The sequence below is a fragment of the Serratia sp. T13T92 genome (assembly GCF_047530105.1).
In the GTDB taxonomy this organism is placed as follows: domain Bacteria; phylum Pseudomonadota; class Gammaproteobacteria; order Enterobacterales; family Enterobacteriaceae; genus Chania; species Chania fonticola.
Map to the genome: position 1 here is coordinate 52,852 of NZ_JBLJAK010000010.1, position 21,616 is coordinate 74,467.

Genomic DNA, 21,616 nt, shown 5'->3' on the forward strand with positions numbered 1-21,616 from the left:
AAACAATGTTACACAACGTAACATGGAGCGCGCGATTGTAGGGTCCGTTATCAATCTGACAAATCAGACCAGTGGCTGAATTATAGGTCCGACCTGTTAAGATGTTGCAAGTTTGTTTTTGAAATATTTCCAAATTGATATCAGAAAAGAGATCCACATAACAAAAAACGACCGATACATAACAAAACTCTTATGTTTTTTTACCGCAGGGCGATTTAGTTATGTGATTTCCGTCACTTAAAATGCTTACAAAAAGTAAGGCTAGTGATTGGCAAGCCCGAGGAGTAAAATAAACACAGAATTTTGTTTATTTGCGCCAGATCATAAATGGCTATTTGGGCGAGCTTAACCGCGGCCCGTGAGGAGATTTCAACTATGTCAGATGCAATCAATAAATGTAACGCTCAGGAAACTGCGGCCTGCTGCTGTGTCGATGTCGGAACCGTGATGGATAACACCGATTGCACCGCTTCCTACAGCCGAGTGTTTGCCAATCAGCAAGATGCAGAGCAAACCCTGGCAGCACTGACTGAAAAGGCGCGCGGCGTGGAGTCCGATCCTTGTGACATCAGCAGTAGCATTAAACCGGTTGACGGCGGCGTGCAATTGGATGTGGATTTCACCTTCTCTTGCCAGGCAGAAACCATGATCTTCCAGCTCGGCCTGCGTTAATCCCGACCCGATCCCGTAGGGGCGTAATATGCGCCCCTGCTAGTATCTGCACCGCTTTACCCCCTACCAGAAAGTTGCTCCCGCTCTCAGTTTTCACTTCTACCGGTTTGCCAAATGTAAACATTTGGTTAACAATGACCTCATCAGGTCAGACCTCTTTTTGTCCGTTGTGTTGACGGACTCTCTTCAGGAGCGTTTATGAGTAAGGCATTGCCGCTGGTTACCCGTCTTGGCGACCGTATCGCCATCGTTCAAGGGCTGCGTACCCCTTTCGCCAAGCAGGCTACCGCTTATCACGGTATACCTGCGGTCGATCTTGGCAAGACTGCGGTGAGCGAGCTGCTGGCGCGTAGCGGCATCGATCCCGCCCTGATCGAGCAATTGGTATTTGGCCAGGTGGTACAAATGCCTGAAGCGCCTAACATTGCGCGGGAAATTGTGCTTGGCACCGGCATGAGCGTACACACCGATGCCTATAGCGTTTCACGTGCCTGTGCCACCAGCTTCCAGGCGATTGCCAACGTGGCGGAAAGTATCATGGCTGGCAGCATCAGTGTTGGCATTGCCGGTGGGGCGGATTCTTCCTCCGTGCTGCCGATTGGCGTTAGCAAGGCGCTGGCTCGCACATTGGTTGACGTCAACAAGGCCCGCACGCTGTCACAGCGTCTGAAGCTGTTCAGTAAGCTTAAGTTCCGCGATCTGATGCCGGTGCCACCCGCCGTGGCGGAATACTCAACCGGTCTGCGCATGGGGGATACCGCCGAGCAAATGGCGAAAACCCACGGCATTACTCGCGAGCAGCAGGATGCTTTGGCACACCGCTCGCATCAACTGGCCGCCAAAGCCTGGGAACAGGGGTTGTTGCGCGATGAAGTGATGACCGCCTATGTGCCGCCGTATAAAACCCCGCTGGCCGAAGATAACAACGTCCGCAAAGATTCCAGCCTGGAGTCTTATGCCCGCTTAAAACCGGCATTCGATCGCCGCCACGGTACCGTCACGGCCGCCAACAGTACGCCACTGACCGATGGTGCGGCAGCGGTGCTGATGATGAGCGAGTCCCGTGCTAAAGAACTTGGCCTGGAGCCTCTAGGCTACCTGCGCAGCTTCGCCTTTGCCGCCATTGATGTGTGGGAAGATATGCTGCTCGGTCCTTCCTATGCCACCCCGTTGGCGCTGGATCGTGCTGGTATTACCCTGGCCGACTTGACCCTGATCGATATGCATGAAGCCTTTGCGGCGCAAACGCTGGCCAACCTGAAAATGTTCGCCAGCACCGAGTTTGCCCAACAGAAGCTGGGGCGTGAGCAGGCGATCGGCGAGGTCGATATGGAAAAATTCAACGTGTTGGGTGGTTCTATCGCCTATGGCCACCCGTTCGCCGCGACCGGCGCGCGCATGATCACCCAGACTCTGCACGAGCTTAAACGGCGCGGTGGCGGTTTGGGGCTGGCCACTGCCTGCGCGGCCGGGGGCTTGGGAGCGGCGATGATCGTGGAGGTGGACAAATGAGTTTCGAGAACGCATTGCACGAACAGCGTGCCAAGCCTTCGGCATTTCATCTGACCTTACGCCCGGACAATATTGGCGTGATCACCATCGATGTGCCGGGGGAGAAGGTCAATACGCTGAAGGCGGAGTTTGTTGAGCAGATCAACGACGTGCTGCTCAAGGCACAGCAGCTTGCCACCCTGGAAGGCTTGGTGATCCTGTCCGGCAAGCCAGATTCCTTTATTGCCGGTGCAGATATCACCATGATTGCCGCGTGCCATACGGCTCAAGAGGCACAGACGCTGGCGAAGAAGGGGCAGAGCACGCTGGCACAGATTGCCGCGTTCCCTGTGCCGGTGGTGGCCGCCATTCACGGTGCTTGCCTTGGGGGCGGGCTGGAGTTGGCACTGGCCTGCCATAGCCGCGTCTGCTCGCTGGATGACAAAACGGCGCTCGGCCTGCCGGAAGTCCAGCTAGGCTTGTTGCCTGGCTCTGGTGGCACTCAGCGCTTACCTCGCCTGATTGGTGCCAGCAAAGCGTTGGATATGATGCTGACGGGCAGACACGTTCGCGCGCGTCAGGCGCTGCGTATGGGCCTGGTGGACGAGGCCGTACCGCAATCCATTCTGCTGCAAACCGCCATTGAGCGTGTAAAACAGGGTTGGAAATCGCGCCGTGCGTTACCGTGGCAGGAACGCCTGCTCAACGGTCCGTTGGGCAGAAGCCTGCTGTTCAGCATCGTGCGTAAGAAGACCCTGGAGAAAACCCACGGTAACTACCCGGCAGCGGAACGTATTATTCAGGTGGTGCGCACCGGTCTGGATCAGGGCAGTGCCAGCGGCTATGAAGCGGAGGCCCGCGCCTTCGGTGAACTGGCAATGTCGCCACAGTCTGCCGCATTACGCAGCCTGTTCTTTGCCTCTACGGCGTTGAAAAAAGAGCGCGGCGGTGATGCTCAGCCCCATGAATTACAGCGAGTCGGCGTACTTGGCGGTGGTTTGATGGGCGGCGGTATCGCCTGCGTCACGGCGACCCGTGGTGGGCTACCGGTGCGCATTAAAGATGTGAATGAGCAGGGTATCAACCATGCGTTGAAATACACCTGGGATCTGTTGGGCAAGCGGGTACGTAGCAAACGCATGCGTCCGGCAGAGCGTCAGAAACAGATGATGCTGATTTCCGGCAGCACCGATTACAGCGGTTTTGAGCGGGTCGACATCGTGGTGGAGGCGGTGTTTGAAGATATCGCGCTCAAGCAACAGATGGTGGCCGATATTGAACAGTATGCCGCGCCGCATACCGTATTCGCCTCCAACACCTCATCATTGCCGATCGGCCAAATTGCGGCGCAGGCAGCCAGGCCGCAGCAGGTTATTGGTCTGCACTACTTTAGCCCGGTGGATAAAATGCCGTTGGTCGAAGTGATCCCGCATGCCACTACCAGCGAACAAACCATTGCCACCACCGTTGCTCTGGCCCACAAGCAGGGGAAAACGGCGATCGTGGTCGCCGATCGCGCTGGTTTTTACGTCAACCGTATTCTTGCCCCTTATATTAATGAGGCGGCGCGCTGTCTGCTGGAAGGTGAGCCGATCGAATCGGTGGATAAGGCTTTGGTCGATTTTGGTTTCCCGGTGGGCCCCATCATGCTGTTGGATGAAGTGGGTATCGACGTCGGCACCAAAATTATCCCGATCCTGACGGCGGAACTGGGGCCACGCTTTGCCGCTCCGGCAGCGTTCGACGCAGTGCTGAAAGACGGCCGCAAAGGGCGCAAGAATGGCCGTGGTTTTTATCTGTATCCAGCCGAGGGCAGCAGGTCACGCCAAAAACGCAAGAGCGCAGACAGCAGCATCTATCCACTGCTGGGTATCACCGCCAAGGCGCATATTCAACATGCGGTGATCTCCCAACGCTGTGTGATGATGATGCTCAACGAGGCGGCGCGTTGCCTGGATGAGGGCGTGATCCGCAGCGCACGTGACGGTGATATCGGCGCGGTGTTTGGCATTGGTTTCCCGCCGTTCCTTGGTGGCCCGTTCCGCTATATGGATGAGCTGGGCGCAGAGAAGGTGGTAAAAACCCTGCGCTATCTGCAACAGCAATACGGTGAATATTTTGCTCCTTGTGAACGCCTGCAGCGCATGGCTGAGCAGGGGGAACGCTTCTATCCGCAAGGCAGTTAACCAGCATAGCGGCCCGGTTTGCGCTACAGTTTGATCAGGGCCGCATTGTGATCGTCATCACTCCTTGCAATTAGGGTAATCCCGGATGCTGTACAGGGAGATTGGGGAGGGGTAACGTAGCGTTTTGGTGGGTGGCTCACTCAGCGCTACCAAAAATTTCATAGCAACAAGGTTAAAATTTAACCCGTTGAATTGGTTGTTATGTCAGCGATGAATTTGTGTAAGGGCGCAAATGTTGTAAAAAACAGCGTTTTCTTTACGCGAACTTTCAGGCAAAATGCCCGGCCGCCATAGAGAGACGGCGCGTTATCGTTTGAAGCAGGCCTGTGTTCTTGAGTGCAACTCGGCATACAGCACGCTCGGCGTTTCTGTATAGCGTTATTTTGTCAACAACAGCGGTGCAATATGCAAGTTTTGATTATGCGTCACGGAGAGGCGGCACTCGATGCAGCCAGCGATGCGGTAAGACCTCTTACCGTTTGTGGCCGTGATGAGTCACGTCAGATGGCGGCCTGGTTGAATACCAAGTCTGTGGATATTGAACGAGTGCTGGTCAGCCCCTATTTGCGGGCCGAGCAGACGCTGGAAACGGTACGCGAAGCGTTAACGCTGCCGGAAGGTGAAGAAGTGCTGCCGGAGTTGACTCCAGGGGGCGATGCTGGGCTGGTGAGCTGCTATCTGCAGGCGCTGGCGAAAGAGGGCATCGGTGCGGTGCTGGTGGTTTCCCATCTACCGCTGGTGGGTTATCTGGTGGCCGAGCTGTGCCCTGGGGAATGCCCGCCAATGTTTGCTACCTCTGCCATCGCTAATGTCGAGCTGTCCGAGGATGGCAGCATTGGCAAGTTTGAATGGCAGGTTGGCCCGTCACAGGTGATGGCCAAAGTCTAGGCAGGTTCCCACCATCAAAGGGCGATGATAAACATCGCCCTTTGTCATTAACGCCATCAAAATTGCCATTGCAACGTAAAGCCGAGGTTAACCGGGCTGGTGGCGAAATTATCGGGCTTGGACAGCGGCACCCCAACGGAGGCGTCATAACCGACCGCTTTTACCCTCCCGCGAATACCGGCAACGCTACCGAGCAGGTGACCATCGGCAAAGTCGTTACTACCGTCACCTTTCACCCGGCCATAATCCATACCCAGGTATAATTGCTGCCCCAATTTTGGCAGGTTCAGGTTCAGGTCATTGCGCAGGTAGTAGCCCTTGTTTGCCATCATATTCATTTCACCGTCAAAACCACGTACGGTCCAGCGGTTACCGATACTGAATTGATCCTGAGTGGTTAGGCGGTCCGGACTATATTGCTGGCGAAAGCGGGATTGATAACTCATTGAGAGATCTTGTACCGTAAATGGCGTATAGGTGCTGATATCCAGGTTGACGATACGGCTTGACGGAGCGCTGTCCACCGGTCTTTCGGCACCAAACCAGGCGGTATCACGCTGATAGCTCAACATGGCATCGACAATGGACTGGCCGACGTAGTGGCGGTGATTGAGCTCAACGCTCCAGTTGGCCATATTACGCTTTTGCAACTGCAGTTCCGTATCGTTCAGATAAAAATGCGAGTTACGCTTGAGGACTTGAAAGCTGAGCGTGTTTTTTTGGCTCGCATTGCGATACAACAGGCGATTCACTTTTAAGCTAAGGTTGCGATACTTGCCGCGGTAGGAAAAATCGGTATAGATGCCATGGATATTTTGTACATATTCGCTGCGGCTGGCATATAAATCCAATGACCAGAAGCCGTAGGGCACCGAGTAGTACAACGAGCTATTATTAGAATGACGGCTCGATTGGAACTGCAAGTCACGACCGGCAGAAACGTAGAACAGATCGTTCATCGAGGTCGGGTTATCAATATATAAAGCCAGGCCGCTTTGATAGCGGCCAGTTTGTTTACTGCCTGAATCATCCAGCCAACCGCCTAAACGCCAGAATGAGGGTTGTTCACGGGTTATTTCCAGGTCGGATTCACCCGGCTTACTGCCTGGGTGGAGTGAAATATTGGCAACGACATCAGGAATGCGCTGCATGTTTTCCAACCCCTGCTCAATAGCGCGCAGATCCAGCAGATCTCCTTGGCTGCCAGGGAAGGTGGTATGCAAGTTGACGTACTTATCGCTGTCGTCCGTTAGCCTGACACTGCCAATGGTGCCGGGCAGGATATCCAGGGTGAGAAGCCCCTCTGCCAGGTTTTGCTGAGGGATCATTACCCTGGTAGTGATATAGCCATGCCCAATCAGGTTATTTTGTATGGCGGTTGCGAGCGCTTTCACCCCTTGGATCCCCAGGCAACGCCCCTGCGCCTGTTCTGTCAGTTTGCGCAAGGGTATCCAATGGGGGATCTTGTCGTCTTTGTTCAGTTCAACCCGTTGTAGGGTGAAGCAGGGTTTTTCTTCAGGAAAATCAATGTGGGTACTTAGACCACCGTTGTCAGAGGAGCGAACGTCTTTACCTACGGTTTCCAATTGGTTGTAGCGTGCTTTTTCCTGTTCCTGCTGGTGGCTCATTTGCTGCTCAATAAATTGGCCATTTTCAGCTGCCTGAACCAGTGGAGTGAGAATAAGCAATAGCCAAGCATTGGGAGAGCGAAAACGCATGTTAACTTCCTTATTAATATGATTTTTCTTAAATCAGACGCGGTGCGGATATAGGTAAAAAAAGAAAAACAGCTGATGGCCATTGTTAACATGGCTATCAGCTTGTTATTACCTATCTCGCGATACTAATAGATGTGATAGGGGTTCAGCATGAGCACTGGATTAGCGTTTGCTATGGATTTCTACAGTATTGTCTGAGATCAGTTTGCCGTAATTACTGAATTTCCCATCAGTACTGACCTTTATCTTGTTTTTGCCAGCCAAGGTCCCTTGATTATAGAAGCTGCCATCGACCTGCTGACCACCGGAAAGCGGGCTGCGCTTCATGTTGATCTCTAAAGTATCACCGGCCTCAATGTTTCCAGCGGTGCTGGCCGATGAGCCATTATCTAAACGTGAGGCATTAACCACCAGATTTTCGACAGCAATCATATTACCATTGTGATTACCCATGCTGGCCGCACTCAGCGTGATGTTTTTATCGCTCCCAATATGCCCATGCTTATTGGCTATGAGGTGGTTAGAGGTAATGGTGATATCACCATGAGAAGCGATGACACCATACTCATTATTGAGTGAGGAGCTTAAGTTTAGGTTCATGTCACCACCGCTGAATACTCCGTATTCTTGGGTCGGATTGTGATAAGCACTATTAACCAGACGGACGGCTTCGATATTCAAGGCTTCTTGAGCCATGATTTTACCTGAGTTGTTTTTAACCTCTGACGCTTTTATAGCGATGTTGCCTTCTGCCAGAATTTCACCCTGGGTGTTATTCAGCTCAGAGGATACGTTAATAACAACGTCATCCCTGGTCTGGACGAGACCGTATTGACTGCTCATCTTGTAGGCATTCAGAGTCACGCAGCAGTTGGCCTCAATAATCCCCCTGTCGTTGAAGAGGGTGTTAGCGGTATTAATCGTCACACCACCAACATCTGATACAATTCTCCCCACGTAGTTATTCACACCATACTTGGCATCCAGGGTGACATCGTCAACGGCACTGATGATACCGCTGCTGTTCTTGATTGAGGAGCCTTTGGTGCTAATAGTGATACCCTTTCCAGCGCTGAGTTCACCATTATCATTATCGACCCCTACATTTGAAGATAAGGCTGCGGAACTGTCGATGTTGATATTGCCATCGGCCACCATGGTCCCCTTGATGTTTCTCACGTAAGAGCTTTTAATGTCAATATCATTGCCAGCTTCAAGATAACCACCTGGGCTGTTTATTACGTATGTATTGTTGTTACTAGGGGTTAATACCACCCTGATATCTTTTTGGGCAGAAATAGTCCCCTTATTGGTGAGTGAACCATTCATGTTCATGACAACATCACCAACAGAAGCGGCGAGGGTGCCAGCGTTGTTCACACCCACGCCATTCCCGGTACCGATCAGCGTAATTTTGTTGGCGTACATGCCGCCCAGGTTGGAAACGTCAAGACCTATGCCAGACTGACGAGCAGCAGAGAGCAGGGTGGCTTTGGTGTTGTCGCTATTAACGCGGTTTTGGCCATAAGTGACCCGTAGATCCTGAGCCTGCACGTCGGCGTTAATGGCAACGGTGTGGGCAATTAAATCGGTATAGTTGGCGCTGGAACTCTGCAAGCCATCGCCAGTAATGGTAATTTTACCTTTGTTGACAACGTAGTCGAGGACGCGGCCATTAGCCACCGAGGCCTTGCCAGTGGTCAATGTCGCACGATTGGCGTTGATGAAACCGCAGCCGTTACAGGTAATCCCCGATGGGTTGGCAATAATAACCTGTGCATTCTGGCCTGCTACCTCAATCATACCGTTGAGTTGGCTGGCTTTAGCGGAGTTGACTTCATTGAGGATAACGTTAGCGGCACCTTTGGCCATATTCTTGTTGCCGTTAATGGCACCCGCTACTTGTGTCGTTGAATTTTGTGCGCTGTTATTTAGCACCACTCCACCACGGTCTACGTCAAACTGGTTATAGATATTGTGAGAAACGCCCCCTCTGCCGGGCTTATTAATCTCGATAACCGTACCGCCTTTGATTGAACTGGCTCCGAGTGATGGGCCACCTGGGGCGGAAACGATAGTGGCTTGGGCAACGGTTACTCCCTGTAAGGCCAGCAGGCTAAAGAAACAAATTGGCGAAAGTTTGGCAAAAAACGGCTTCTGTTTGTTTTTTAGGGTCATAATATTATTTCCTATAATATTTGAAATGCAAAGGCTATCAATATTGATAGCCGAACTGGTGAAAAAAGGCTTTGCAGCCAACTTCATTTCTGTCAACCATGAGGGAATACCCCCAAGTTGTGCAGGAGGGATATGCTATTATTTGATTAACTCAAGGTGCTATATTTGCCATGCGGCTATTTGTAGCAGTTATTAACTGCGCATAACAATTTATGCGCTTTATCTGTGTATAACAAAATGCGCATTCTACTGACAATATGCCCCTTGTCTACTTTTTGGCGTTAATACAGGATCTTTCTCGTAAATTTCAAATCACATCAATGATTTTTGTTTTAAGTATATTTAAAACAAATGTTTTTATTTGAAATTAACGCTTAAAAGCGCTTGGTGTACTTAAGCGGGTATGGTATTAGGGAGAGAGCTTAAGTTTTTGCCAGGATGGGTAGGGGCTATTTCGTCAAGGTCGTTCTCAACTCATTGCCCCCTTATTGGAACCGTCACTGCGGATTATTTGGCACCGCTAAGTGCCTTTTTATGTCGCTATTCTGCCAGTTCGATCAACAGCAGTATGGCTGCGTTACCGCCCCATTCTTTGGGTGCCTGGTGGAAAGCCAGCACGTCCGGATGTTGCGCCAACCACAACGGCGTTTGCTGCTTGAGGATGTGTTTGCCGTGGCCATGCATCACGCAGGCACAATGCACGTGCTCACGCTTGCAGGCGGCGATCATCGCCCCTAGTTCCTGCTTGGCCTGCATCTGCGTCAAGCCATGCAAATCCAGGAACAGATCCGGCACGTAATCCCCGCGGCGCAGTTTCTTCAACTCATAGTGGCTGTAGCCGGGACGCACATAGCGCGTTGGGCCCTCATCTTCCAACTGCGGCTGAAATTCATCGGAAAAGTAAAAGCTGGCATCCACCTGCTCTTGCAACAGGCGCTGCGGCGCGATCTGCTTGGTTTTCATTTTAGGTTTTGGGTGGACGATGGTGTCCTGCGGTAGCTTCTTTGCTCCAGCTACCGACTCTCTAAAAAGCAATAATTCATCTTTGCTCAGAGGGGGCTTATTCTTCATTATTCGCTCGTCGCCTATCATTTATCGCGCTAGTTTACCTGCTCGAAGGTTTCTGTCGACGCAAAACTGGCACTGAATGCCAACCAGAATGCTGCTACGCTGCTATTGCTGCTGATTTGTCGCAGGCTTCATGGCAAACTACGGGGCTAAATCATGAATCATCGTGCCTGCCGGAGGGCAAATTGGACAAAATTTTCGTCGAAGAAGCAGTGAATGAGCTGCACACCATTCAGGATATGCTGCGCTGGGCCGTAAGCCGTTTCAACGCCGCCAATATCTACTATGGCCACGGAACCGATAACCCGTGGGACGAAGCCGTGCAATTGGTCTTGCCCAGCCTGTTCCTGCCGTTGGATATTCCTGAAGATATGCGCACTGCGCGTTTGACCTCCAGCGAGCGTCACCGCATCGTTGAGCGAGTGATCCGCCGTGTCAACGAGCGCATCCCGGTTGCTTACCTGACCAATAAAGCCTGGTTCTGCGACCTGGAGTTCTATGTCGATGAGCGCGTGCTGGTACCGCGTTCACCGATTGGTGAGTTGATCAACGATCGCTTCAGCGCGCTGATCCCCCATCCGCCGCGCCATATCCTGGATATGTGTACCGGCAGTGGCTGTATCGCTATCGCCTGTGGCTATGCCTTCCCGGAAGCGGAAGTGGACGCGGTAGATATCTCCACCGACGTGCTGGCCGTGACCGAGCGTAATATTCAGGCGCACGGCGTGGAACATCAGGTGATCCCGATCCGTTCCGATCTGTTCCGTGATGTCCCGGCGATCCAATACGATCTGATCGTCACCAACCCGCCGTATGTCGATGCGGAAGATATGTCCGACCTGCCGCAAGAGTTCCGCTTTGAGCCGGAACTGGGCCTGGCCGCAGGCAGCGACGGCCTGAAGCTGGTGCGCCGCATTCTGGCCTGTGCGCCAGACTTCCTGAGCGATGACGGCGTGCTGATTTGTGAAGTGGGCAACAGCATGGTACATCTGATGGAACAATATCCGGATATTCCGTTCACCTGGCTGGAGTTTGATAACGGCGGGGACGGCGTATTCATGCTAACCAAACAGCAGCTGATTGACTGCAAAGATCATTTCAGCCTCTACCGCAGCTAACCAACAACCTGGGCCCGCCACAGTGCGGGCCTGTATGCCCCGTTTGCACGCGAACGGGATGACAACCAACGGTAAGGAGCCGTGATGGCAGGGAACAGTATTGGGCAGTTTTTCCGCGTCACCACATTTGGTGAATCTCACGGTGTGGCGCTGGGATGTATCGTAGACGGTGTGCCGCCCGGCATTCCGCTGACAGAAGCCGATTTGCAGCACGATCTCGATCGCCGCCGCCCCGGCACTTCGCGCTATACCACCCAGCGCCGCGAGCCGGATCAGGTGCGCATCCTCTCCGGGGTTTTTGAAGGCGTCACTACTGGCACCAGCATCGGCCTGATGATCGAAAACACCGATCAGCGCTCGCAAGACTACGGCGCGATCAAAGATGTGTTCCGCCCAGGCCATGCAGATTACACCTACGAACAGAAATACGGCGTGCGTGATTATCGCGGTGGTGGCCGTTCTTCGGCGCGTGAAACCGCAATGCGCGTTGCCGCCGGTGCTATCGCCAAAAAATATCTGGCGCAGAAGTTTGGCGTACAGGTGCGCGGTTATCTGGCGCAGATTGGCGATGTGAGCTGCGAGCTGAAAGATTGGGATCAGGTAGAGCAGAACCCGTTCTTCTGCCCGGATCCGGACAAGCTGGAAGCTCTGGACGAACTGATGCGCGCGCTGAAAAAAGAGGGTGACTCTATCGGTGCCAAAGTGACCGTGGTGGCGGAAAACGTCCCGGTTGGGCTGGGCGAGCCGGTGTTCGATCGTCTGGATGCCGACTTGGCGCATGCGCTGATGAGCATCAATGCGGTCAAAGGCGTGGAAATCGGCGACGGCTTTGCCGTTGTGACCAAGCGTGGTAGTGAAAACCGCGATGAAATCACCCCTGAAGGTTTCCAGAGCAACCACGCTGGCGGCATTCTTGGTGGTATCAGCAGCGGTCAGCCGGTGATTGCCCATCTGGCGCTGAAGCCGACCTCCAGCATCATGGTGCCGGGCCGTACAATCAACCGTCAGGGTGAAGCGGTGGAAATGGTCACCCGTGGCCGCCACGATCCGTGCGTCGGGATCCGTGCGGTGCCGATCGCCGAAGCGATGATGGCGATCGTGCTGATGGATCATCTGCTGCGCCAGCGTGCGCAAAACGGTGATGTGATTTCCGACGTACCACGCTGGTAAGGGACTACGATGAAAAAATGGCTGCTGGGCTTCGCTGCGTTGATCGCTTCCAGCTCTGCCTTGGCGTTAACGCCGTGGCAAAAGATTGACCACCCGGTCAGTGGCACTGCGCAGGCCGTTGGTGGTTTTGCCAATGGCTGTATCATCGGGGCGCACCCGTTGCCGCTTAACTCACCGGATTATCAGGTGATGCGTACCGACCAACGGCGCTACTTCGGCCATCCTGACCTGCTGGCGTTTATTCAACGCCTGAGCAGCCAGGCCAACCAGAAAGCACTGGGCACGGTGTTGATCGGCGATATGGCAATGCCGGCCGGTGGGCGCTTCAGCAGCGGCCATGCCAGCCACCAATCCGGTTTGGACGTGGACATCTGGTTGCAGCTGCCGCGCCAGCGTTGGAGCGCTCAGCAACTGTTGAAACCGCAGCCGATCGATCTGGTCTCTGGCGACGGTAAGCAAGTAGTGGATCGCCAGTGGCAGCCGCAGATCGAATCCTTGATCAAGATGGCGGCGCAGGACAGCGAAGTGACGCGGATCTTCGTTAACCCGGCGATCAAACAGCGTCTGTGCCAGGATGCCGGTGCCGATCGCGCTTGGTTGCATAAGGTCCGGCCTTGGTTTGGGCATCGTGCGCATATGCACGTACGCTTGCGTTGCCCGGCGGGTAGCCTGGAGTGTCTGGATCAGGATGCGCCGCCGGTGGGCGATGGCTGTGGTGCCGAGTTGGCCAGTTGGTTCAAACCGCATCAGCCGAATGCCAATCCGGTCAAGAAGGAGCCGCCACCGCTGCCGCCAACCTGTCAGGCGCTGCTGGATAGCCACTTCGCCAACCGCTGATAGCCTGCTAAAAACGCCTCGAATGGGGCGTTTATTTTTTGAGTTTTAAGGCGTAGTGTGTGCGCAAATAAAAAAGCAGGCAGACGACTTATGGATGGGCTGGTGTTAGGTCCCGAATTGCTCGGGATTCTGTTTTTGGTAGCAATGTTCGCCGGGTTTATCGATTCGATCGCCGGTGGCGGTGGGCTGTTGACCGTACCGGCTCTGCTGGCCGTTGGTGTCCCTCCCACGCAGGCGTTGGCGACCAATAAATTGCAGTCGGTTGGGGGATCGTTTTCCGCCAGCCTGTACTTTGTTCGCCGCCGGGCCGTCGATCTTAATACCCAGAAGCTGACGATCTTCCTGACGCTGGTGGGGTCAGTGATCGGGGCGATCCTGGTGCAGCATATGCGTGCCGATATACTGCGCCAGATGCTGCCGCTGTTGGTGATCGGTATCGGCGTCTATTTCTTGCTGACGCCAAGGTTGGGGGAAAGCGATCGCCAGCGTCGGCTGGGGGCGTTACCCTTTGGCCTGGTAGCTGGGGGCTGCGTAGGGTTCTACGACGGTTTCTTCGGCCCTGGTGCTGGTTCGTTCTATGCCCTGGCCTATGTGACGCTGTGCGGTTTTAACCTGGCCAAGGCGACCGCCCATGCCAAGGTGCTGAACTTCACCTCCAATCTGGGCAGCCTGGTGCTGTTTATTATCGGCGGCCAAGTGATCTGGAGCATTGGTCTGGTGATGCTGGTCGGGCAGGTGTTCGGAGCCCGTCTTGGCGCGCACATGGTGCTGACCAAGGGTCAGAAGCTGATCCGGCCGATGATCGTGATAGTGTCTCTGATCATGAGCTGCAAATTGCTGTACGACAATCACGGGACGGAAATCCAACAGTGGTTGGCTTTGCATTTTTAGTGTGCCAATGATGCGTCTTAGTGAGACAATAACCTTCTTTAATCTATGGTTATACTCAATGAATTTCAAGTCACAGCTGGGCGGCCAGCTTGCTCATCCCCAGGAGCTTACTTTAGTAAGTGACTGGGGTGTGCAAGTGCAGCCAACAACGCTGTGGCTTGAAAGGCGAAGAGTATTTTGAGTTTTCTTTATGCCAAACACACACCAGTATCCGCAACTGATTGAAATCTTTAATCAGTGTTTTAGCGATGAGTTCAATACCCGCCTGGTTAAAGGCGACGATGAGCCTATCTATCTGCCTGCCGATGATGAGCTGCCTTATAACCGCATCGTCTTTGCACACGGCTACTATGCCAGCGGCATGCATGAAATCTCCCATTGGTGCATCGCCGGTGCCGAACGCCGCAAACTGGTGGACTTCGGTTACTGGTATTGCCCGGATGGGCGCGATGCCCAGACGCAGAGTGAATTCGAAGCGGTCGAGATTAATCCGCAGGCGCTGGAGTGGATGTTCTGCGTGGCGGCCGGTTTCCCGTTTAACGTCAGTTGCGACAATCTCAGTGGAGATTGCGAGCCAGATCGCATAGGTTTCCAGCGTAAAGTCCGTACCCGGGTGCTGGAATTGTTGGAGCGGGGAATACCCACACGACCTGCGCGCTTTATTCAGGCGCTGCAATCGTTTTACAATACGCCTCCGCTGGCGGCCGAGCATTTTCCTTACCCGGAAGATCTCTGAGGCCAGAGTCTGTTTGTTAACGAGGAAATTTGATGATCGCAGAATTTGAAGCGCGCATTCTGGCGCTGATTGATGACATGGTAGAGCACGCCAGCGATGATGAACTGTTTGCCGGTGGCTACCTGCGTGGTCATCTGACTTTGGCGGTGGCGGAATCGGAAGAACATGCCGAACACAGCGCTGAACAGCTCAAGGTGCGGGTGCAGAGCAGCCTGGACAAGGCCATCAAGGCTGGGGAACTTTCCCCGCCGGATCAGGTGTTGGTGCTGGGCATGTGGGAAAACCTGTATCAGACAGCGTTGCCGACTGAGTAATTGCTCTAAAGGGGGCAGCATCACGCTGGCCCCTCAAATGAACTATACCTCGCGTCCCTTCAGTAGCTTCCTGACCCACATGCGGTTTGGGTTTAACGCTGCCAACATTTCGCTATCCCCCGGTAAGGGTTCCCCAAACAGCTGAGCCGCTAAAATCTCCGCGGCCAACGGCGCGGAGCACAGTCCGCGTGAGCCTAAGGCTCCGATCATAAACAACCCCGGATACATTGGCGCATTGGCAATTGCTTCGCCGCGCTGGCGCTGCTGCTGCAAATCGCCATACAGCGCCAGAGTGGCTTGATAGTCTGGCACGGCACCAACCATCGGCATATGGTCTCGCGTAGCGCTGCGCACGCCACAGCGTGCCTGCTGGCCACTGATATCCACCTCATGCGTCCAACTCTGTTCTGGCAGACAGCGCAGCAGGCGATCGCGGTTCTCTTCTTGCTCTGCCTGGCTATATTCAGTGTTTGATTCACCGCGCTGGTAACTGGCACCAATGCAGTGCTGCTGATTGCCAGGATTCACCGGCGTCAGATAACCGTCGTAACACAGTACCTGCTTTAACTCACTCAAGATTGGCGTAGTGGGAATATGTGAAACCTGGCCACGTACCGCATATGCCGGTAGAGCGGCGCTAGGTTCCAGAGTGGTGAGTTGGTGCCCGTTAGCCAGGATCACCGTCGTATGTTGGTGAGTTTTACCCTCAGCAAAATGCAGCTGCCAACCTTCATCATTGCGGTTCAGATCGGAAAGCGTATGCAGATAGTGGCAAACCAATCCCTGCCGTTCGGCCAGGGCAATCGCGGCACGCGTCAGGTCAGCAGGGCACAGCCATCCCCCGAGCGAATAGTGAATACCACCAAACCCCGTATCGATCCCACACAGGGCACTAAGCGTGGCGCGATCGGCCGATTGTGCCAGAGTGTGCGGCCAGGTAACGGCCAGGATCTTGGCGATCTTCCCCGCGCTTTTCTCGTCATAGGCCAATTGGCTGACGCCACACCACTGGTGATCGAACTCAACCTGTTGTTGCAGCAGGGCGTCATACTGGCGGCGAGCAAAGGGGAAGGCGGCGGAAAAGAAGTTTTCCAACGCATCGCCCCGGCCATTCAGCAATGGGTACAGCGCTCCCTGGCGATTGCCGGATGCGCCCTCTGCGGGCTGTGCATCGGCGCAATACAAGGTCACCTTTGCCCCACGGCGTAATAAGGCCAACGCGGTGAGTGCGCTGGCTACGCCGCCGCCAATAATGGCGACATCGTCGGTATTCTCCGCTGCCGGGCGCAGGAACCACGGGCTTGGATTGACGCTTGCAGGTGTATCGGCGGGTAGCTGACCTGTGAGCATCTCGCGTTTCTGGCCAAAGCCTTTGCATTTGGTAACCTCAAACCCGGCCTGCTGCAATCCACGGCGGACAAACCCTGCGGCAGTGAAGGTGGCAAAACTGCCGCCTGGGCGGGCAAAACGCGCCATGGTGGCAAACAGCGGTTCGCTCCACATATCGGGGTTTTTGGACGGCGCAAAGCCATCCAGGAACCAGGCGTCAATTTGATCGTTCATGCTGGCGTCAAAGTGCGGCAGCTGGGTATTGACGTCACCGAACCATAAATCGAGCGTAATCTGCCCTTCGGCAAGCAGCAGGCGGTGGCACCCTGGCAGCGGCAAAGGCCACTGGGCGCGAAGCTCATCGGCAAAGGGGGCCAGTTCTGGCCATTGGGCATGGGCTGCCGCCAGGTCGTCCAACTGCAATGGGTATTTCTCAAAGCTGATAAAATGCAGGCGCTGCAAACTTGCTGCGGGTGTCTCCTGCCGAAAACGGGCAAAGGCCTGCCACAGGGTCAGAAAATTCAGCCCGGTACCGAAGCCGGTTTCTGCCACAATAAACAGTGAGCGTGGGTGATCGCTGAAGCGTTGTGGCAACCGGTTGCCCCCCAGAAAGACGTAGCGGGTTTCCTCCAGCCCATCCTGGTTGGAAAAATAGACGTCATCAAACTGTTTCGAAACAGGTGTACCTTGTTCATTCCAGCTTAACGCTGCGGTTTGGATGGGGGCATTGCTCACGGTAGATTGCTCGTAACTCAAGGGGTAGGGCGATTTTAACGGGGGTAGCCCCGAGGTGCAAACTGGGTAAAGATAATGCAAAATTATTCTGATCGGACTTGTTCGGCGTACATCTGTACGCTAAAGTGCGTTGCAAAATCCCGAATGTAAATTGTGGAAGAGGTACTTGAATGAAACGTGCAGTGATTACTGGCCTGGGAATCGTCTCCAGCATTGGTAACAACCAGCAGGAGGTCCTGGCAAGTCTGCAGGAAGGCCGCTCTGGGATCACCTTCTCTCAGGAGCTGAAAGATTCCGGCATGCGTAGTCACGTATGGGGTGATGTTAAACTCGACACTACCGGTCTGATTGACCGTAAAGTGATGCGCTTTATGAGCGACGCGTCGGTTTACGCCTATCTCTCCATGGAACAAGCGATTCAAGATTCCGGCCTGGCAGCCGATCAGGTTTCCAACGATCGCACCGGTCTGGTGGTCGGTTCCGGTGGTGGTTCTCCACGTAACCAGGTTGCGGGTTCTGACGGTATGCGCGCCAAAGGCCTGCGTGGCGTTGGCCCATACATGGTGACCAAGGCAATGGCATCAGGCGTTTCTGCTTGCCTGGCCACTCCATTCAAAATCCGCGGCGTGAACTACTCCATCAGCTCTGCCTGCGCAACTTCAGCACACTGTATCGGCCACGCCGTTGAGCTGATCCAACTGGGCAAACAAGACGTCGTCTTTGCTGGCGGTGGCGAAGAGCTGTGCTGGGAAATGGCCTGCGAATTCGACGCCATGGGCGCGCTGTCCACCAGCTACAACGACACGCCAGAAAAAGCTTCCCGTACCTATGACGCAGCGCGTGACGGTTTCGTTATCGCAGGCGGCGGCGGCATGGTAGTGGTTGAGGAGTTGGAGCACGCTCTGGCTCGCGGCGCACATATCTATGCGGAAATCATCGGTTACGGTGCCACTTCAGACGGTGCCGACATGGTGGCTCCATCGGGTGAAGGCGCGGTGCGTTGCATGAAGATGGCAATGCAGGGCGTAGACACACCAATCGACTACATGAACGTACACGGCACCTCCACGCCGGTCGGCGACGTGAAAGAACTGGGCGCGATCCGTGAAGTCTTTGGCGATAACACCCCGGCCATCTCTTCTACCAAAGCCATGACCGGCCACTCACTGGGTGCGGCGGGCGTGCAGGAAGCGATTTATAGCCTGCTGATGGTCGAGCACGGCTTCATTGCGCCAAGCATCAACATCGATAACCTCGATGAGAAGGCGGCTGGCATGAACATCGTGACCGAGCCAACCAAGCGTGAGCTGACCACGGTCATGTCCAACAGCTTCGGTTTCGGCGGCACCAACGCCACGCTGGTAATGCGTAAACTGCAGAAGTAAGCGCAGGGCGTCATATTATCAATCGGGCACCGTAATAGGTGCCCGATTTTTTTGTTTTTCTAGACGATGGAATGCCTCAGTTCGATATTCTTCTTTCGTTCAATAAAGCGTCAGCTGAAGAAATAGAAACGAGCCACAATCAGCACCGTTAAAAGGGTTAGCGCAATGATGCTGCGCTTTAAGTTTTCCAAGGTTATTCTCCTCATTATCTATTTTCAGTATAGGCATTTTATTCAGGTCATTAATGGGGTAAATAGGATATTTAATCGACGTTGATAGAGTGAAAATACGCCTTGAAATGTCAGTATGGGTCAGTATTTTTATATTTTTGTAAAATCAATAATAGGTGTCAGGTGGCAGGGTCATTAATGGCGTTGCTTGTGGAATATGTCCGTGTGTAATTCTAAATAACGCTTAAACCAAACTCCTGAAAGTACGATCCTCTAGCATATTATTTATCAAAAACAAAACAGCTATTATTAAATTAAACGAGGCGGCGTTTTTCGTTTAACTTAAAAAATTCTGTGATAACAATGTTTTTATTATGTTAATTTTTTGCTTTTCATATAAATGACGTATAAACAACATTTCCGTTTTTTATCTCTATCAGATAAAACCCGGCATAATGCCTGCGCTTTATCTAGCTTTACGATCTCGTTATGGCGAGGCTCCTATACGAACACAAGTTACCGCTCTAATGGCATCGAGAGAGGCCACCAAGGGTAAAACAAGCATTAGCCGAATCAAGGCATTGCTAAGGTAACTTCCCCTGGGGATACGTTGTATAGTGCTAAACCCAAGACGTGGGGATCGGCTTTCGCTGTCCTGTCTTGTCGCCTCTATGAGACTCCATCTTTCAATCGGGAGTATCTAGAATGTCACATGTTGTATTGCAAGACCTTTACCAAAACGCCAACTTTGAAGACGACGCCATTGCGCGTTATATGAACAAAAAAGTCTTTGTTCTGCATCAAGATCTTTACGTTGGCGAAGCCAGGAAAATATTCGTTAATCAACTTTCCAACGACGATATTCCCGCACAAATCTTTATTGAAGACGGCACTAAATTGGTGGGAGTTCTTTCTGTTAAACGCTTATTGCAGGAAGAACATAATGGCGAGCGTATCAAGGATATGATGGAAACCACCTTCTTCCATGTAAAACCCACGGACGAACGTGAACATATCGCCAAACTGGTGGACAATAATAATTTAGATATTGTGGCAGTGGTCGATAATGGCCGTCTGGTTGGTTGTTTAACGGAGCGCGAAATAGCGCAGATTATCGAGGATGAAAACACCGAGGATGCCCATATGCAAGGGGCAAGCCTGCCGCTGGATAAGCCTTACCTTGAAATGACCTCTTTCGAACTGTGGAAAAAACGCAGCGTGTGGCTGCTGTTGCTGTTCGTCGCCGAAGCTTATACCAGTACGGTTATTCAGCATTTTGAGGAGTCATTGGAAGCGGCGATTGCCCTGGCCTTCTTTATCCCGCTATTGGTGGGCACCGGAGGCAATAGCGGTACGCAAATCACCTCAACCATTGTGCGGGCCATGGCCTTGGGAGAGGTCCGCATGCGCGATGTGGGGCGCGTGCTGCGCAAGGAAATGACGACCTCGGTCATGATCGCGTTAACGCTGGCCTGTGCTGGCGCGTTCCGTGGTTGGATGATGGGGATCGGCTATGAGATTACGCTCATCGTGAGCTTGACCCTGGTTTGTATTACGTTGTGGGCCGCGATTGTCTCTTCCGTGATCCCAATGGCTCTGAAACGCTTCGGTGTGGATCCTGCCGTAGTTTCCGCCCCGTTTATCACCACGCTGATAGACGGCACCGGCTTGATCATCTACTTCAAAATAGCCCAGTGGACCTTGGGGCTGAATTAATAATGGAAACCGGCGAAAGCCGGTTTTTGCTATGATTAACGGGATTTTTAAGCCGTGTAGTTGACTGAAATCAAAGCATTTCCAGTTTACAGGATGGTTCCGAGGCGGCTTTGTCAGCGGGTGTAAATTCCGTTCCTGTGAGGGTTTTCTGCCGATATACTCAGCGCAGTTTCTTACTCTGGAATTTTTGCATGTCGGCTTTGGCGTCCATCTCAATATCTATGCATCAGTTGCGCTTCGCCAAGAAGCGGGCCGCAGCATGGCTATTGGCCGTCTGCTGGCTACTGCTCAACAGCCAACTGGCGATCGCCAGCCATCACTGCAATCTGCAACTCACCACCGTAGCGCCAGCCGCGCAGCATACGATGCATATGCAGGCCGCCGATCCGCTAGCCAATGAGATGATGCAGGCCGAAGGGCCGCTGTGTGAAAAGCACTGCGTACCAGATTCTGCACAGCAAGATCACGGCAACCTGGCCCTGGCGGCGGTATTACCCGCCAGCAGTGAGCTGCTGGTTGCCGATCCTCAGCCCCAGGCACAGTTCTCACGCCTCGATTGGCAAACCCCTCCGATAGCAGGCCCGCCGGCAGAGATCGTCTTCTGCCGCTTCCGTGAATAGCCAAACCAACCGCTTTGCCGTCCAGCACGGCGACCTGAGTTGTTTTTGTCTATTTTATGGAGCTATCGTTATGCGTAATCTGATCACTGCCGTTTTCATCTCTCTGATGTTCTCTTCATTCGTCTCCGCCGCGGAGATGCAACATCACCAACATGCCAGCCAAGACGCCGCCGTCTATCACTCTAAAGGGACCATCAAGGCTTGGGGTGAGCAGAAAGTGTCGCTCGCCCATCCTGCCATCCCTGCCTTGAACTGGCCGCCGATGACCATGAATTTCCTGCAGCCCCAGCCGCCATTGCCTGCCTTGGCTGCCGGGGCTGCGGTAGAGTTCAGCTTCCGTCAGGTTGACGGCGGCTATCAGCTGACCGCCATCCGCGCCAGCCAAGACTAACGG

General features: G+C 53.5%; 18 protein-coding genes and 1 riboswitch. Of the genes, 14 read left to right on the plus strand and 4 right to left on the minus strand.

What is annotated here, in order from left to right:
* The first annotated feature begins 375 nt into the window (after positions 1-375).
* The 4 genes from ACMV5I_RS12350 to sixA all read left to right on the plus strand — a co-directional run bounded on the left by ACMV5I_RS12350 (position 376) and on the right by sixA (position 5,237).
* Entirely contained in the window at positions 376-672 is a 297-nt protein-coding gene (locus tag ACMV5I_RS12350; protein ID WP_021806065.1) for a YfcZ/YiiS family protein, read from the plus strand.
* 198 nt (positions 673-870) lie between these two features.
* The gene (gene fadI / locus ACMV5I_RS12355) at positions 871-2,184 is read left to right on the plus strand and encodes an acetyl-CoA C-acyltransferase FadI (RefSeq protein ID WP_024485084.1); all 1,314 of its coding nucleotides are present in this window, start codon (positions 871-873) and stop codon (positions 2,182-2,184) included.
* Positions 2,181-4,349 carry a fatty acid oxidation complex subunit alpha FadJ gene (gene fadJ / locus ACMV5I_RS12360; RefSeq protein WP_414824469.1) on the plus strand — a complete coding sequence of 723 codons (2,169 nt, stop codon included), beginning with the start codon at positions 2,181-2,183 and terminating at the stop codon, positions 4,347-4,349. The genes fadI and fadJ overlap by 4 nt, the downstream gene beginning before the upstream one ends.
* Before the next feature lie 405 nt (positions 4,350-4,754).
* Entirely contained in the window at positions 4,755-5,237 is a 483-nt protein-coding gene (gene sixA / locus ACMV5I_RS12365) for a phosphohistidine phosphatase SixA (RefSeq protein WP_024485082.1), read from the plus strand.
* 56 nt (positions 5,238-5,293) lie between these two features.
* Here the strand turns inward: sixA and ACMV5I_RS12370 are convergent, their stop codons facing one another.
* From ACMV5I_RS12370 to smrB, 3 genes are all read right to left on the minus strand, one after another.
* Complete coding sequence (locus ACMV5I_RS12370) at positions 5,294-6,955, minus strand: ShlB/FhaC/HecB family hemolysin secretion/activation protein (RefSeq protein ID WP_414824470.1); 1,662 nt, start codon at positions 6,953-6,955, stop codon at positions 5,294-5,296.
* 162 nt (positions 6,956-7,117) lie between these two features.
* Entirely contained in the window at positions 7,118-9,220 is a 2,103-nt protein-coding gene (locus ACMV5I_RS12375) for a filamentous hemagglutinin N-terminal domain-containing protein (protein WP_414824471.1), read from the minus strand.
* Positions 9,221-9,673: 453 nt separating this feature from the next.
* Positions 9,674-10,204 carry an endonuclease SmrB gene (smrB, locus tag ACMV5I_RS12380; RefSeq protein ID WP_021806058.1) on the minus strand — a complete coding sequence of 177 codons (531 nt, stop codon included), beginning with the start codon at positions 10,202-10,204 and terminating at the stop codon, positions 9,674-9,676.
* Between the two features lie 182 nt (positions 10,205-10,386).
* On the opposite strand from smrB, the gene prmB reads away from it, so the two are divergent.
* From prmB to ACMV5I_RS12410, 6 genes are all read left to right on the plus strand, one after another.
* Positions 10,387-11,319 carry a 50S ribosomal protein L3 N(5)-glutamine methyltransferase gene (gene prmB, locus ACMV5I_RS12385; protein WP_024529156.1) on the plus strand — a complete coding sequence of 311 codons (933 nt, stop codon included), beginning with the start codon at positions 10,387-10,389 and terminating at the stop codon, positions 11,317-11,319.
* Positions 11,320-11,403: 84 nt separating this feature from the next.
* Positions 11,404-12,489, plus strand: coding sequence for a chorismate synthase (gene aroC, locus ACMV5I_RS12390; RefSeq protein ID WP_021806057.1), 1,086 nt, complete (start codon positions 11,404-11,406; stop codon positions 12,487-12,489).
* Positions 12,490-12,498: 9 nt separating this feature from the next.
* Complete coding sequence (mepA, locus tag ACMV5I_RS12395; RefSeq protein WP_414824472.1) at positions 12,499-13,326, plus strand: penicillin-insensitive murein endopeptidase; 828 nt, start codon at positions 12,499-12,501, stop codon at positions 13,324-13,326.
* A 90-nt stretch (positions 13,327-13,416) separates the two neighbouring features.
* Positions 13,417-14,217, plus strand: coding sequence for a sulfite exporter TauE/SafE family protein (locus tag ACMV5I_RS12400; RefSeq protein ID WP_024486006.1), 801 nt, complete (start codon positions 13,417-13,419; stop codon positions 14,215-14,217).
* A 190-nt stretch (positions 14,218-14,407) separates the two neighbouring features.
* Entirely contained in the window at positions 14,408-14,953 is a 546-nt protein-coding gene (locus tag ACMV5I_RS12405; RefSeq protein WP_024529154.1) for an elongation factor P hydroxylase, read from the plus strand.
* A 32-nt stretch (positions 14,954-14,985) separates the two neighbouring features.
* Positions 14,986-15,267: a YfcL family protein gene (locus tag ACMV5I_RS12410; protein ID WP_021806053.1), complete on the plus strand. Its 282-nt coding sequence runs from the start codon at positions 14,986-14,988 to the stop codon at positions 15,265-15,267.
* Between the two features lie 42 nt (positions 15,268-15,309).
* Here the strand turns inward: ACMV5I_RS12410 and mnmC are convergent, their stop codons facing one another.
* Complete coding sequence (gene mnmC / locus ACMV5I_RS12415) at positions 15,310-17,331, minus strand: bifunctional tRNA (5-methylaminomethyl-2-thiouridine)(34)-methyltransferase MnmD/FAD-dependent 5-carboxymethylaminomethyl-2-thiouridine(34) oxidoreductase MnmC (protein ID WP_414824473.1); 2,022 nt, start codon at positions 17,329-17,331, stop codon at positions 15,310-15,312.
* A gap of 170 nt (positions 17,332-17,501) precedes the next feature.
* Here mnmC and fabB point away from each other — a divergent pair, with 170 nt between their 5' ends.
* From fabB to ACMV5I_RS12435, 4 genes are all read left to right on the plus strand, one after another.
* Complete coding sequence (fabB, locus tag ACMV5I_RS12420) at positions 17,502-18,716, plus strand: beta-ketoacyl-ACP synthase I (RefSeq protein ID WP_021806051.1); 1,215 nt, start codon at positions 17,502-17,504, stop codon at positions 18,714-18,716.
* A 646-nt stretch (positions 18,717-19,362) separates the two neighbouring features.
* Positions 19,363-19,532, plus strand: a riboswitch (M-box (ykoK) riboswitch).
* 59 nt (positions 19,533-19,591) lie between these two features.
* On the plus strand, positions 19,592-20,602 hold the full coding sequence (locus ACMV5I_RS12425; protein WP_024531285.1) for a magnesium transporter: 1,011 nt from the start codon (positions 19,592-19,594) through the stop codon (positions 20,600-20,602).
* Positions 20,603-20,793: 191 nt separating this feature from the next.
* Positions 20,794-21,222, plus strand: a complete 429-nt coding sequence (locus ACMV5I_RS12430; RefSeq protein WP_121607419.1) for a hypothetical protein — start codon at positions 20,794-20,796, stop codon at positions 21,220-21,222.
* A gap of 70 nt (positions 21,223-21,292) precedes the next feature.
* On the plus strand, positions 21,293-21,613 hold the full coding sequence (locus ACMV5I_RS12435) for a copper-binding protein (RefSeq protein ID WP_414824474.1): 321 nt from the start codon (positions 21,293-21,295) through the stop codon (positions 21,611-21,613).
* Positions 21,614-21,616 lie beyond the last annotated feature (3 nt).